The organism is Chloroflexota bacterium (genome assembly GCA_018825785.1).
Taxonomy (GTDB): domain Bacteria; phylum Chloroflexota; class Dehalococcoidia; order JACVQG01; family JAHKAY01; genus JAHKAY01.
Genome location: JAHKAY010000039.1, coordinates 1 through 12,499, shown reverse-complemented (window position 1 = coordinate 12,499; position 12,499 = coordinate 1). Strand labels below are relative to the sequence as shown.

General features: G+C 62.9%; 13 protein-coding genes. 7 read left to right on the top strand and 6 right to left on the bottom strand.

What is annotated here, in order from left to right:
* The first annotated feature begins 134 nt into the window (after positions 1 to 134).
* Complete coding sequence (locus tag KJ624_06135; protein ID MBU2009394.1) at positions 135 to 413, top strand: hypothetical protein; 279 nt, start codon at positions 135 to 137, stop codon at positions 411 to 413.
* Between the two features lie 119 nt (positions 414 to 532).
* Here KJ624_06135 and KJ624_06130 read toward each other — a convergent pair whose 3' ends face one another.
* Positions 533 to 1,591, bottom strand: coding sequence for a YchF family ATPase (locus KJ624_06130; GenBank protein MBU2009393.1), 1,059 nt, complete (start codon positions 1,589 to 1,591; stop codon positions 533 to 535).
* 95 nt (positions 1,592 to 1,686) lie between these two features.
* On the opposite strand from KJ624_06130, the gene KJ624_06125 reads away from it, so the two are divergent.
* Together KJ624_06125 and holA are read left to right on the top strand one after the other, a co-directional pair.
* A complete protein-coding gene (locus KJ624_06125; GenBank protein ID MBU2009392.1) occupies positions 1,687 to 1,908 on the top strand; it encodes a hypothetical protein in 222 nt (73 codons plus the stop codon).
* A 75-nt stretch (positions 1,909 to 1,983) separates the two neighbouring features.
* On the top strand, positions 1,984 to 2,937 hold the full coding sequence (gene holA, locus KJ624_06120) for a DNA polymerase III subunit delta (GenBank protein MBU2009391.1): 954 nt from the start codon (positions 1,984 to 1,986) through the stop codon (positions 2,935 to 2,937).
* On the opposite strand, the gene KJ624_06115 is transcribed toward holA, so the two are convergent.
* On the bottom strand, positions 2,934 to 3,626 hold the full coding sequence (locus tag KJ624_06115; protein ID MBU2009390.1) for a diphthine--ammonia ligase: 693 nt from the start codon (positions 3,624 to 3,626) through the stop codon (positions 2,934 to 2,936). The genes holA and KJ624_06115 overlap by 4 nt on opposite strands.
* 127 nt (positions 3,627 to 3,753) lie before the next feature.
* Here KJ624_06115 and KJ624_06110 point away from each other — a divergent pair, with 127 nt between their 5' ends.
* Positions 3,754 to 4,503, top strand: coding sequence for a hemerythrin domain-containing protein (locus KJ624_06110; protein MBU2009389.1), 750 nt, complete (start codon positions 3,754 to 3,756; stop codon positions 4,501 to 4,503).
* Positions 4,504 to 4,611: 108 nt separating this feature from the next.
* The gene (locus tag KJ624_06105) at positions 4,612 to 5,943 is read left to right on the top strand and encodes an SBBP repeat-containing protein (GenBank protein ID MBU2009388.1); all 1,332 of its coding nucleotides are present in this window, start codon (positions 4,612 to 4,614) and stop codon (positions 5,941 to 5,943) included.
* Positions 5,944 to 5,994: 51 nt separating this feature from the next.
* Here KJ624_06105 and uvrC read toward each other — a convergent pair whose 3' ends face one another.
* From uvrC to amrS, 4 genes are all read right to left on the bottom strand, one after another.
* A complete protein-coding gene (gene uvrC / locus KJ624_06100) occupies positions 5,995 to 7,803 on the bottom strand; it encodes an excinuclease ABC subunit UvrC (GenBank protein ID MBU2009387.1) in 1,809 nt (602 codons plus the stop codon).
* A gap of 214 nt (positions 7,804 to 8,017) precedes the next feature.
* Positions 8,018 to 8,530, bottom strand: coding sequence for an AmmeMemoRadiSam system protein A (gene amrA, locus KJ624_06095; GenBank protein MBU2009386.1), 513 nt, complete (start codon positions 8,528 to 8,530; stop codon positions 8,018 to 8,020).
* An 8-nt stretch (positions 8,531 to 8,538) separates the two neighbouring features.
* Positions 8,539 to 9,372 (bottom strand): AmmeMemoRadiSam system protein B, encoded by an 834-nt coding sequence (amrB, locus tag KJ624_06090; protein ID MBU2009385.1) that lies wholly within the window; start codon positions 9,370 to 9,372, stop codon positions 8,539 to 8,541.
* An 8-nt stretch (positions 9,373 to 9,380) separates the two neighbouring features.
* Positions 9,381 to 10,442, bottom strand: a complete 1,062-nt coding sequence (gene amrS, locus KJ624_06085; protein MBU2009384.1) for an AmmeMemoRadiSam system radical SAM enzyme — start codon at positions 10,440 to 10,442, stop codon at positions 9,381 to 9,383.
* A 125-nt stretch (positions 10,443 to 10,567) separates the two neighbouring features.
* On the opposite strand from amrS, the gene KJ624_06080 reads away from it, so the two are divergent.
* Both KJ624_06080 and KJ624_06075 read left to right on the top strand, forming a co-directional pair.
* On the top strand, positions 10,568 to 10,957 hold the full coding sequence (locus KJ624_06080; protein ID MBU2009383.1) for a hypothetical protein: 390 nt from the start codon (positions 10,568 to 10,570) through the stop codon (positions 10,955 to 10,957).
* A gap of 54 nt (positions 10,958 to 11,011) precedes the next feature.
* Positions 11,012 to 12,307: a hypothetical protein gene (locus KJ624_06075; GenBank protein ID MBU2009382.1), complete on the top strand. Its 1,296-nt coding sequence runs from the start codon at positions 11,012 to 11,014 to the stop codon at positions 12,305 to 12,307.
* Positions 12,308 to 12,499: the final 192 nt, after the last annotated feature.

The following is a 12,499-nucleotide window of genomic DNA, read 5'->3' as shown; positions in this document are numbered from 1 at the left end:
CAGACCTCCTTCCCCGGGACATATTATGGACTATTTCCAGCCAGGTATCCTCCCCTTGACAAAGGCCCCCGGATGGGTCAGCATTTCCCCGGAAGGCAGGGATGTGTCTTGTGGCCCTGGTGAAAGGCGGATAAATGGCAAGGGAATTACCCCCCTGGATGAGGGGCAGAGTGGAGGCGGAGGCCCTCAAGATTCTGGGGACGGTTGGTGACCCCGTTCAGGGCACCCGTAGGGACCTGGTGGTGGAGAAGGTGCTGCGAAGGCTGTCCTCCGAGCCGGGGGATGTTTCTCCCTCCCGCATCACCCTTCTGGTGCGGGAGGCATTCGGAGAGACAGAGGAATGGGCGCGGGGTGCCCAGAAATTCAGGACCCGGCTGGATATCCAGGAGGGCATAGAGGACCGGGAAGACTAGCCCGGGTTTGACCTGAGGACCATCCCGCGCTGCCTTTTCTTTCTGCGCCACAGTGGCTATCCCGCCCCGCGGGAGGTCCTGATGATAGAAGCCTGGATAAGGGACGGGGCCTCCAACAACTAGATATTGAACAGGAAAGTTACTATATCGCCGTCCTGGACAGGGTAGGTCTTGCCCTCCAGGCGCAGGAGGCCTTTCCTGCGGGCCTCGGCCAGGCTACCCGCCAGGAGGAAGTTCTCATAGCCGATGACCTCGGCCCGGATGAAGCCCCGCTCAATATCCGTATGGACCTTCCCCGCCGCCTTCAGCGCGGGTGTCCCCCGGCGCACGGTCCAGGCCCTCATTTCCCCGGAGACCACGGTGAAGAAGGAGATAAGGCCCAGGAGCTCATAGGAGAGGCGGATGAGCCGGTCGGGGGCGGACTCCTTCAGGCCCAGGCTGGCCCTGAACTCCCTGGCCTCTGCCTCGGGGAGCTCCGAGAGCTCCTTTTCCAGCCGGGCGCAGAGGGCCACCATGCCCAGCTTTGGGTAGCGGGCCCGCCACTCCTCCTCCAGGGCTTGGGTGCGGGGGATGTCCTCCTCCCCGATATTCAGCACCAGCAGCCAGGGCTTGGCGGTGAAGAGGGCGAAGCTCTCCAGGGCGCGGGCCCCTTCCTCGGGGAGGGCCTGCTCCCTCACGGGGGTCTCCTTTTCCAGGGCGGCCTTGACCCCCAGGAGGAAGGACTGCTCGCGGTGGATGGTCTCCCTCTCCAGGGAGGGGGCCGCCTTCAACTGGAGGGCCAGCTTCTCCAGGCGGTGCTCCAGGATGGCAATATCAGAGAAGGCGAGCTCCAGGGAGAGGGCCTCCAGGTCCCGCCGGGGGTCCAGGTTTATCTGGGGGTGAGGGACGGCGTCGTTCTTAAAGGCCCTTATCACCAGGACCAGCGCATCAGCCCGCTGGATGGCGGGCAGGGCCCCCGCCAGGCCCTTGGGTGGCAGGAGGACATCAATATACTTCACCTCGGCGGGGACGGCCTTCTTGGGCCGGAGGATCTCCTCCAGCTTTTTCAGCCGGGGGTCAGGGACCCGGGCCACCCCCATCCGGAAGGTGGTCCCTGGGGCCCCCTCTTTGAGCCCGGTGAGGGCCTGGAAAAGGGACGATTTCCCGCTCTGTGGGAGGCCGATGATGCCAACTTCCATCACGCAAATAATACAAATATACCGGAAAGAGGGCAACCCGTTCGGTTGGTAGTGAGACTTCTTGTCACATAATTTCTTTCTTCCTGGACAGCTTCGTGGCCCCGGAGAGCCAGGAATCCGTGTCCGATGGCTACTGGCGGTATATCAGGACGGCCCGGGTTCCCAGGAACCTGGAGTTCGTAGGGGTAAGGAAGGGCGGCTCCCGGTTCCAGGCCCATGTCATGGAGTTCCCCCTCTCCTACAAGAGGCGCCTCTTTTCCATCGGCTTTATCCACGAGGCGAAGGGCCAGGGGAAAGAAAAGAAGGGAAGTAAATAGACTTCTGACCTGAAGACGGGATTCTACCTGGTGCCTGAGGCTATCGGGCCCTGTGGTAAGTGGTAAAATGTTAAGGTGTTTCACGTCTTTCATGGCCCCGACAGCTTCTCCCGGCAGGGAGCCCTGGAGGAGATAAAGAAGGCTCTGGGGGAGTTCCTGGAGGCCAATACCACCTCTTTTGAGGGGGACAGGGTGAACCCTGGGGAGCTTCACCTGGCCTGTCAGACAGCTCCCTTCCTGGCCCCCAAACGCCTGGTCCTGGTGAAGGGGCTCCTGGAACGCTTTGAGCCGCGGAGGGACAGGAAGGCGGAGGACCCCAGCCGTTTCCTCCGGGCCCTGGAGGCCCTCCCCCCCACCACGGAGTTGGTCCTGATAGAAAACAGGCCCCTCACCGACGCCAATCCTCTCTTCCTGGCTCTAAAGGGGAAAGCTCAGGTCCGGGCTTTCCCTGCCCTGAGGGGGGACCGGCTCCGGCGCTGGATAGGGGAGAGGGTGGCCTGGGGTGGCGGGGCCATCGCCCCCGGGGCGGTGGAACTCCTGGCCAGGGTGGTGGGGGATGACCTCTGGGCCCTCTCCCAGGAGATAGAAAAGCTCCTGCTCTTCTGCCAGGGAAAGCCCATCACCGAAGACGAGGTGCGGCAGCTGTCCAGCCCCGTCAGGGAGGTGCGGGCCTACGAGCTGGCCGACGGCCTCCTGGAAGGCAGGAGCAGGGGGGTGGGGCGTCTGCTCCATGAGCTCCTCCAGGAGGGCCAGGTCCCGGCCCAGCTCCTGGCCGCGGTAACCCGCCAGCTCCGCCAGGCCCTGCTGGCCCGGGAATTGCTGGCGCAGGGCGTCAGAGGTAAGGAGCTGGGGGAGAGGCTGGGCCTCTCCGGCTACCCCCTGGAGAAGGCCCTGGCTCAGGCCCGCTTCCCCCGCCCCAGGCTGGAAGGGGCCTACTATAAGGTCCTGGAGACAGACCTGGCCATAAAGACGGGGAAACTCCCAGGGGAACTGGCTATGGACCTTCTGGTGGCCGAGCTAAGCCTCTAGTTTATCCCCTTTTCGCGTAGCTCATAGCGCGGGATGTCCAGGAACCAGCGGCCGTCCCGCAAGACCCGGCCTGTCTCCTGGACCTCTACCCTTTTCTTGAAGAGGGGGCCATCGAGGACAAAGGTGTGGTACTCCCCCCTCTCGCCCTCCGGGTGCACCTGTCCCAGGGAAAGGAGGTCGGCGAGGAAGTCGGCATCCACGCGCCGCCCCAGCCACTCCTCCCCCAGCTGGTCTGCCTGGAGGGCCACCACCAGGGCCTCAAAGCCCGCCCCGATAAAGCCCCGGGTCACCTCCCCGGGCTTCATCCCCCACAGGGGTAGGACGGCCTCGAGGCCCGCCTCTCCCGCCACCCTCTCCACCCAGTCCCGGTGCTCCTGGAGGTATATATCCCCGGTGACCAGGGCCTGGACACCCTCCTGTTTGAGTTGTCTCAGGGCCGACTTGAACATCTCCTCGTAGTTATCCCCGGCGTAGTCCTGCTGGAGCATCCTGATGCCGGTGGCCTCGGCCTGCCGGCGCATGAGCTGGGCCTCTATCCCGTGGCCGCCGCTGCGCTGGAACTGCTGGGAGACCATGGTGAGGAGAAAAGAGACCTGATAGCCCAGGGAGGGGGCCAGGTAGCAGGCGTAGCAGCCGTCCTTGCCCCCACTCCACGAGACCACCGCCTTTACAGCCAAAGTCTTTGCCATTCTATTTGTTGCCTCTCTATCCTGTCAAACATGTTGGACCCGCATGGCCAGGCTAGCTACATGATAAGAGACAAAAGTCATGTTTCCCCTTTTCTTGCGGCATTATCCTTAATGGAAGGTGGAAAGTATGGCGTCTTTTTGTCCAGGCAGCAGGAATTTCAGGGAACCCACCCCTGAAGAGATGCCCTGTCCCCAGTGCGGGTATCAGGTGGAGATATGGACCAAAGAGCTGGTGCGCCCCTGCCCCCGTTGCGGGACCAAAGTCTTCCGGGAGCAGCGCCCCTCGTGTATTGACTGGTGCCCCTACGCCAAGGAGTGCGTGGGCCCCGAGGTCTATGCCGCCCTCCGGCCCAGGGCGACCGAGGCCAAGGGGCCCCTGGAGGCCCTGCGCCGGGAGCATGAGGAGGCCCAGAGGCAGCTGGGGTTGCTGAGGGGGGCGACTCTTTGCCTGCGGGCCGCCGCCAGTGGCGGGAGCCAGGCGCAGGAGACCTCCCTCCAGGGCCAGCGCACCCTGGAAAAGGCCCTCGGCTTCCTGGAAGGTGACCTGGCCTCCCACTTCCGCAGGGAAGAGGAGGGGCTCTTTCCCCTCCTGGAGCAGAAAGTAGGCAAAGAGGGGCCCATCGCCAACATGCTCCAGGAGCACCGGGAGATGAGGTGTGGGGTGGAGGAGCTCAGGGGGCTGGCTTCCAGGCTTTCTCAGGACAGGACCCTGGCCCCGGAGGTGGACCGGGTGGCAGGCTCCCTCATCAAGCTCCTCCAGGGGCATATAGACAAGGAAAGTACTGCCCTTCTACCCCTGGCCCAGGCCGCCCTGGGGGAAAAGGGCCTGGCCGAGCTCTCCGCCCACTGGGCCAGCCTCGAGCCCGTCATCAACTAGTTCCCTACAGAAAACCGTCGGAGCAGGATTAAGACCTGGCCCTGAGTGGCCCAACAGGCAGACAGGGTTGAAAGCCCGCTATCGGGAGTATAGAATGATGGGCGAGATATGACGGAGACCTCCCTGGAAAGGCTCAGAGCAATATCCAGAAGTGTCCTGACACTTTTCGTTCTAGGCGTTATTGGGCTAGATGCCTGTTCACTGTCCGGGCCTGCGCCCACCCCTGCGCCTCCTCCCTCGGGAGGCTGGACCCGCCAGTTCGGCTCCCCTGATGATGACTGGGCTTACAGTCTGACCGCAGATGGGAATGGGAACGTCCATGTAGCTGGCACTACGGGGCTTTCTATAGGCGTGCCGCCTTCAGAGGAGGTTGGGGCTTTCCTTGCGAAGTATGATGCCCAGGGGAAGGAGGCGGGGGCCAGCAAATTCCGGCCCCCTCAGGTGGGCCCCCCCAAGAATGCCTTCACCCGTAGGGCGCTGGTTGACGGGATGGGGAATGTCTATCTGGCGGGCTGGACGGACGATGCTCCCCCGGCCCAGCGGCCTTCGCCACGAGTTGACGCCTTCCTGACCAAGTATGATGGCTCTGGGAGAGAGGTGTGGACCCGCCAGTTCGGCTCTCCGGGGCAGGACTGGATTTTGGGCGTAGCGGTGGACGGAGAGGGGAACATCTATGTTGGAGGCCGGACTGATGGGGCTCTGCCGGGGCAGCTCTCTTCGGGGCAGATTGACGCCTTCCTTATGAAGTTCGATAGCGCGGGGAAGGAGTTATGGACCCGCCAGTTTGGCTCCCCCGCGGATGAGTGGGTGATGGACCTGGCAGTGGACGGGGCGGGGAACGTCTACGGGGCAGGGGGGACATGGGGCGCTCTTCCGGGACAGAAGTCCTCAGGACAGGAGGATGCCTTCCTGGTGAAGTATAATGGCCAGGGGAAGGGCTTGTGGACCCGCCAGTTCGGCTCCACTGTCGATGAACGGGTGTTGGGTCTGGCCGTGGACGGCGCGGGGAACGTCTATGGAGCGGGCTGGACGGAGGGCGTCCTGCCGAAACAGCGGTCTTCAGGGAAGCGGGATGCTTTTCTGAGGAAATACGATGGCCGGGGGAGTGAGGTATGGACCCGCCAGTTTGGCACCCCCGAGGGCGACGAGGCCCTGAGCGTGGCGGTGGACGGGGTGGGGAATGCCTATGCGGCAGGCTCGATAAAGGGCGCCCTGCCGGGGCAGGGGGCTGCGGGGCTGGAGGACGCTTTCATCGCGAAGTTTGACGGCCGGGGCAGAGAGCTGTGGGCACACCAGTTCGGCTCCTTCATGACCGACCAGGCCTCGAATGTGGCAGTGGACGGGGCGGGGGCCGTCTATGTGGCGGGCCAGACCTGGGGCTCTCTGCCGGGGCAGCGGTCCTCAGGGCGGGTTGACGCCTTCCTGGTGAAAATAGAGTAGCACCCCCTCGCCTGTTGGCCAGGGCAGCTTAGCACCACTGCCTTCATGGACTTATACATATTCCTTTATCTTCTCGGCCAGCTTTCGGGTCATGCCGGGGACCCGGGCCAGGTCCTCCACAGGGGCTTGCCTTATCCCTGAGAGGGAGCCGAAATGGCGCAGGAGGGCTTTCTTCCTTTTGGGGCCGATGCCGGGGACGGAGTCCAGGGCTGACTGGACCGCGGCCCTCTTCCTCAGCTTGACATGGTAGCTGAGGGCAAAGCGGTGAGCCTCGTCCCTTATCCTCTGGAGAAGATACAGGGCGGGGCTGGTCCGGGGGAGGGAGAGGGGCTCCGGGGAATCGGGTAAATATATATCCTCTTTTTCCTTGGCGATGGCGGCGGCGGGGAGGGGGAGGCCTTTTTCCTTCAGGACCTCCAGGGCGGCACTTAGCTGGCCCCTGCCCCCGTCCACCAGGAGGAGGTCGGGGAGGAGGCCCCAGGGGGTATCATTTTGCTCCCCGGCCCTCCTGAAGCGGCGGCGGAGGACCTCCTTTAGCATGGCGTAATCATCGGCCCCGGCCACCGTGCGGATGCGGAAGCGGCGGTAGCGGGGGGGCCGGGCCATACCCCCCTCAAAGACCACCATGCTCCCCACTGCCCAGGCCCCCTGGATATTGGAAATATCGTAGCACTCAATCCTGAGAGGGAGGTGGGGAAGGTGGAGGGCTTCCTTCAGCTCGGCCAGGGCGGTGCCCAGGGCATCCGGGGCGGCCAGTTGCTTGATGCGGTACTGCTCCAGCCCCTGGCGGGCATTCTCTGCCACCATGTCCACCAGCCCCTTCTTCTCCCCCCTCCTGGGCCTCTGGAGGGCCACCGGGCCCCCCCTCCGCCCCTCCAGCCATTTCTCCAGCAGGGCTGGCTCCTCCACCGGGTGCTGGAGGAGGATTATTGGGGGGATGTTGGGTGAGGAGGCGTAGAACTGCTGGATGAAGCTGGTCATAACGCTGGTGTCGGCCGCGCCCTGGACCCCCTCCATCATATAGGGTTCCCTGCCCAGGAGCTTGCCGTTGCGGATGAAGAAGGCCTGGACATAGGCCAGGTCCCGGAAGCGGGCCAGGGCCACCACATCCATGTTCCCCCTCAGGGTGGAGGATATCTTCTGTCTTTCTGTTACCCTCTCCACCGCCTGGAGCTGGTCCCGGAGGACCGCTGCCCGCTCAAACTCCAGACCTTCGGCGGCCTTTCCCATCTCCTGGCGGAGCTGTCGCTTTATCTGGTCGTCCTTTCCTTCCAGGAAGAGGATGACCCGGTGCAACACCCGGTCGTATTCGGCCCGGCCCACCGCGCCGATGCATGGCCCCCAACAGCGGTGGATGTCATACTCAATACAGGCCCTTTTGTCCCGGCCGTCGATTTTCCGCTTGCAGTTGCGGAAGGGGAAGAGCTTCTTCAGGACCTGGAGGGTCTGGCGCACCGACCCCGCCGAGGCAAAGGGGCCAAAATAGCTGGCGCCGTCCTGCTCCCAGCGCCGCGTGATATAGATGCGGGCGAAGGGCTCCTGCAGGTCAATCTTCAGGTAGGGGTAGTCCTTGTCATCCTTAAGGCGGACGTTGTAGCGGGGGCGGTATTTCTTGATGAGGTTGCACTCAAGCAGGAGCGCCTCCTGCTCGGAATCAGTGACCATGAAGTCAATGTCCGCTACCCTCTCCACGAGGCGCTGGGTCTTGATAGGAAGCCCAGCGGAGGGGGCGAAGTAAGACCTCACCCGGTCCCGGAGGTAGGCTGCCTTGCCTACATAGAGAACACCGCCCCCGGCGTCCTTGAAGAGATAGACCCCCGGACTGGCAGGGAGGGACCTGAGCTGTTCTTCAATTAGCACAACCCCAAAAGGGCTCGGTTAGAGCTTGCCCCGAATCCTCATCCTTTTGCGCATCATCCGGCTCCAGCGGCTGTGCCGCCGGCCCTTGCCTTTATTGTGCTTCTTCTTCTGGGAAGCCTTGCCCGATGTCCCTGCCATTGCACCTCCCTGGATTATTCGAGAACTTCTGCCCTGATTTTACCAGATGGGGGAACAAAAATAAATCAGGGGGAAGTCACCTGTATCTCTTGACCTGGAAGCGGTAGAGCTTTACCGGCTCCTTGGGGCCAATGCCGGCCTTGCGGCAGCAGATAGCAATCTGCTCCTCCACCGTATCCACCCCCTCCAGGTCGGGAAGAAGAAGCCCCCGCCGCCGGCCGCACTCCACGATGCACCCATAGCACCGGGGGTCGAGCTCCTCCGGCCCGGCCACGGGTTCGGGGGAGGTGAGGATGTCCACGCTGTATTCCAGATGGGGTAGCTCCTCCCCGGCCACCGGGAAGAAGCGGGGGTCCTGGGTGGCAGAGGAGATGGCGTTGTGGACGACCTCCTCCGCAATGTTCTTCCTGGTGGGCGAGAACGTGCCGATGCACCCCCTCAGCTCCCCGGACTTCTTGATGGAGACGAAGACCCCCGCCCGGCCCTTCATCTCCGGAGTGAGGTCTTTGGGCTGGAGGGCCTTTCCCTCCTGGATATAGGTCTCCACGGCTTCCCTGGCCAGCTTGACTATGGGATGAAGCCCCGCCACGAGCCCTCCTAGCCCGTGGTGAGGGCAAGGGAGGCATAGCCGACCACACTATGCCGGTCGCCGGTTACATCGCCAGAGTTGGCATATTTCAGCAGGGCCACCCTGTTGGCGCCGCGGGCCCTGGCCGCCAGGAGCACAGCCACCACCGCACCGTAGCCGCAGGCCTCAAACAGCCCTTTGTTGATGTCGCGGTCAAAGCCCTCGGGGTCAAAGCGGCCTATGGCTTCCAGGGCTTGGCGGTCCAGGGCTACGGCCCGCTCATAGGGATGGAAGTGAGAGAGGTCGGTGCTGGCCACCAGGAGGGCCCTCTTCCCTTCCAGGACCCGGGCCAGGGCCTGGGCCACCAGGGCAGCGGTGGTATAGCTCTGGTCCTCCAGCATCACAGGGACCAGGCGGAAGCCGCCCAGGGTGTGCTGGAGAAAGGGCAACTGGACCTCCAGAGAGTGCTCCTCATCCTGGCCGATAAGGCTCACAGGGGCTTCTCTGGCCAGCCCTGCCAGCAGGTCATGGGCCACCTCTACCAGGCCCAGGGGGGTACGGTAGTAGCGGAGCCTGGTCACCAGGACCCTGCCGCCATAGGGGGCATGGCTGGGAGAGACCACAGCTACGGTATCGTAGCTTCTCCCGACTAGTTGCCTGTAGGCCCAGGCGGCCACCTGTCCGGAATAGGCATAGCCGGCATGCGGGGAGATGAGGCCCACCAGTTCCCCGGGCAATTCCTGCGGGGTCACCCCGGCCAGAAAACGCTCTATCTGGGCTGTAAGCTGTTCCTTCTTTCCCGGATACCAGCTACCAGCGATGGGAGATTCCCTCACCTCCCCGGGGCTGACCTTCTCCTCCATCCCCCTCCCTATCCGGTGGCCGGGGCCTGGCCCCCTTTTAACCTCATATATATCTCCGCCCCACAGTGGGGGCAGCGGGAGCCTGTCAAGCCCAGGATGCGGGCCCGGTAGCCTGAGCGCTCGACGAGGACTTTGCCGCAGGAATAGCAGATGGTGCTTTCCGTGGGGTGGCCGGGGACATTTCCCAGGTAGACGAACTTGAGGCCCACGCTTCTCCCTATCTTGTAGGCCATCTCCAGCGTGGGGATGGGGGTGGCGGGGAGTTGGTGGAGCTGGTGGCTGGGATAGAAGCGGGTGATATGCCAGGGGGTGAGCTCCCCCAGGCTGTCTCTTATCCAGGTGGCCAGGGCGGTGAGCTGGGCCTCATCATCGTTGAGGGTGGGGATGACATTGGTCACCACTTCCACATGCATCCCCCACTTCGCCTTGGCCCTTACCGCCGCCTCCAGGACCTCCCGCCAGCGGGTGACCTTGGCAAGATAGCGGTAGGTCTTATCGGTGAAGCCCTTCACATCCACCCGGAAGGCGTCAAGATAAGGCCCGAGCATGTCCAGGGCCTCGGGGGTGATATAGCCGTTGGTCACATAGACGGTGTAGAGGCCCCTCCGCCTGGCCAGCCGGGCGGAGTCCAGGGTATATTCAAACCAGATAGTGGGCTCATTGTAGGTCCAGGCGATGCCACCGCAGTGGTACTGCAGCGTGAGCTCTATGGCCCTATCGGGCGAAACGAGCTGGGCCTCCCTCCCCAACTCCTCCAGCTTACAGCAGGCGATCTCCCAGTTCTGGCAATGGAGGCAGTGGAAGTTGCAGCCAAAGGTGCCCAGGGAAAAGACGGAGGTACCGGGGAAGAAGTGGAAGAGGGGCTTCTTCTCTATAGGGTCCACAGCCGCTGAGGAGACCAGGCCGTAGTTCAGGGCGAAGAGCTTGCCGTCGATGTTCCGCCTTACGCTGCAGACGCCCACCTTGCCCGGGGCCAGGTTGCAGCGCCAGGGGCATACATGGCAACGCACCCGGGAGCCCGGCAGGGCTGCGGAAAGGGGGACCTCCTTCAGGGCCTCTTTCACCAGCATCTACTCATATTCTATACCATTTCTATACCATCCCCAAAAAGTCTGGGGGCCAGGTACTTTCTTCTCCCTGTCCTTTTGGGCTACCAGTGCGTTATATTGTTTGAAAAGGGAAAAAGGGAGGGCTAATGCGTAAGGTAGGCTTTTTGCTGGTGCTATTGGTGCTTCTGGTGTTGGCGGCCTGTGGGCAAGGGCGGGCCCCGGTTGCTCCCACCCGCACCCCAACCTCTGCTGCCCCGGGGGTGACAGCCTCAGTGCCTGCGCTATCCCTGGTGGTCACAGCGCCCCCCGATGAGGTGGTGGTGAAGGATGCCGTCCTGCGGGTGTTGGGCAGGACCAGCCCTGACGCCGTCGTCTCGGTGGACGGGAAGATTGTCAGGACCGTAGATATGGAGGGCAACTTCAGCGCCCTGGTAAGCCTGGTAGAGGGGCCCAACCTTCTGGAGGTCATCGCCACCGACTACCGGGGGGGACAGGCCAGCCAGGTGCTCACCGTTATTTACGCCCCTCAGGGGTAACCTCAGGGCCTGACCTGCGTTTTAATATGCACCAAAAGGTGAAAGGAGGGAAAGATGAGAAAGTTGAACATCGCTCTAGTCCTGGCAGCGCTCCTGGTGCTGGGGGCGGGTGGGGGAATCATGGCCCAGACCCCTACCCCCACCCCGGCCATCACACAGGTCGTGGGGGCCATCACACTTATAGCCGGAAGTACGGTGACCATTGACCCAGACGGTGATGCGGCGGCGATAGTCCTGAATGTCACCGCCAGCACCGAGATTGAGGTCCCGGGCAAGGATGAGGCAACCATTGCCGACCTCCTGGCGGGGGACCGGGTCAAGGCCAAGTATGAGACCGCCAGCCTGAATGCCCTGGAAATAGAGGTTGAGGCGGCCAAGGTCCAGGGGGAAATCACCGCCCTGGACGCGACTGCAACCCCAAAGAAAGTGACCATCAAGCCCAAGACAGGGGACGCGGTAGTCCTCACGGTAACCGCCATGACGGAGCTGGAGGTCTGGGGCAAAGAGCCGGCGGAGTTTGCCGACCTCAAGGTGGGGCAGTGGGCCAAGGCTGAATACAATGCCACCAGCAACGAGGCCTACGAGATTGAGGTCAGGGGGAAAGGGGAACCCTCTTTGGCCGTCCGCCACGGCTACTTCGGCACGGTGAAGGCCAAGGACGATACTCCCCCCACCCTCTCCCTCACCCTGGACACAAAACAGGGAGAAGTGGTGCTGACCCTGGATGCTGATACCCAGTACTGGGACCCGCCCAAGAGGGATGCGACCCTGGCCGATGTCAATGTCGGGGACCGCGTGGCAGTGCTGGCGCAGGATTCCCTGGCCAAGAGGGTGCTGGTAATCCCGGCCAAGCCCGCTAAACCGGTGCGGCTTCAAGTTTCGGCCACGGTGACCGCGGTGGACGGCAATGTCATCACCCTCAAGAAGGGCGAGGAGACCTTCACTGTGGAGCTACCTGCGGGGCTGGCGGCACAGGTGCAGGTGGGAGATGTCCTCACCATAGCCCTGCTCCGCACCCCCGGCGTGGAGAAATACCTGGCGTCGGGGATGATGAAGGATGAACAGCTCCGGGAGCGTCTCGATAGCTTTGGGGACAAGGTGAAAAGCATCAGGCCCCGGAATGACGAGGAGCGAGGCAGGCAGAGCCAGGACCTGGAGAAGCTGGGGAACCTGCTCAGGCAGAACATGGACAGGCACGAGGACATGATGAACAAGGTCATGGAGAAGGCCCCGTCCCAGGCAAGAGAGGCTCTCCAGAAGGCTATGGAGAACTCCCGCCAAGGCTGGGAGCAGGCCCTCGCTGCCCTGAACAAGGATAAGACTCCTACTCCTACCTTTCGGGTTCGCTAAGGAAAGGCAAGGAGACCAGGGAGGCCCCGCCTGAGGCGGGGCCTCCCCTTTTTATGCCTGGTGCTTAGTTGCAATAGTTCCTGTCACAAAAGTGAGCAGAGACCCTTCGCTTCGCTCAGGGTGACAACATAGGTGTGTCATTCTGAGCATAGCGAAGAATCTCGTTTCGCTGATTTCCGCAAGCAAGCACTA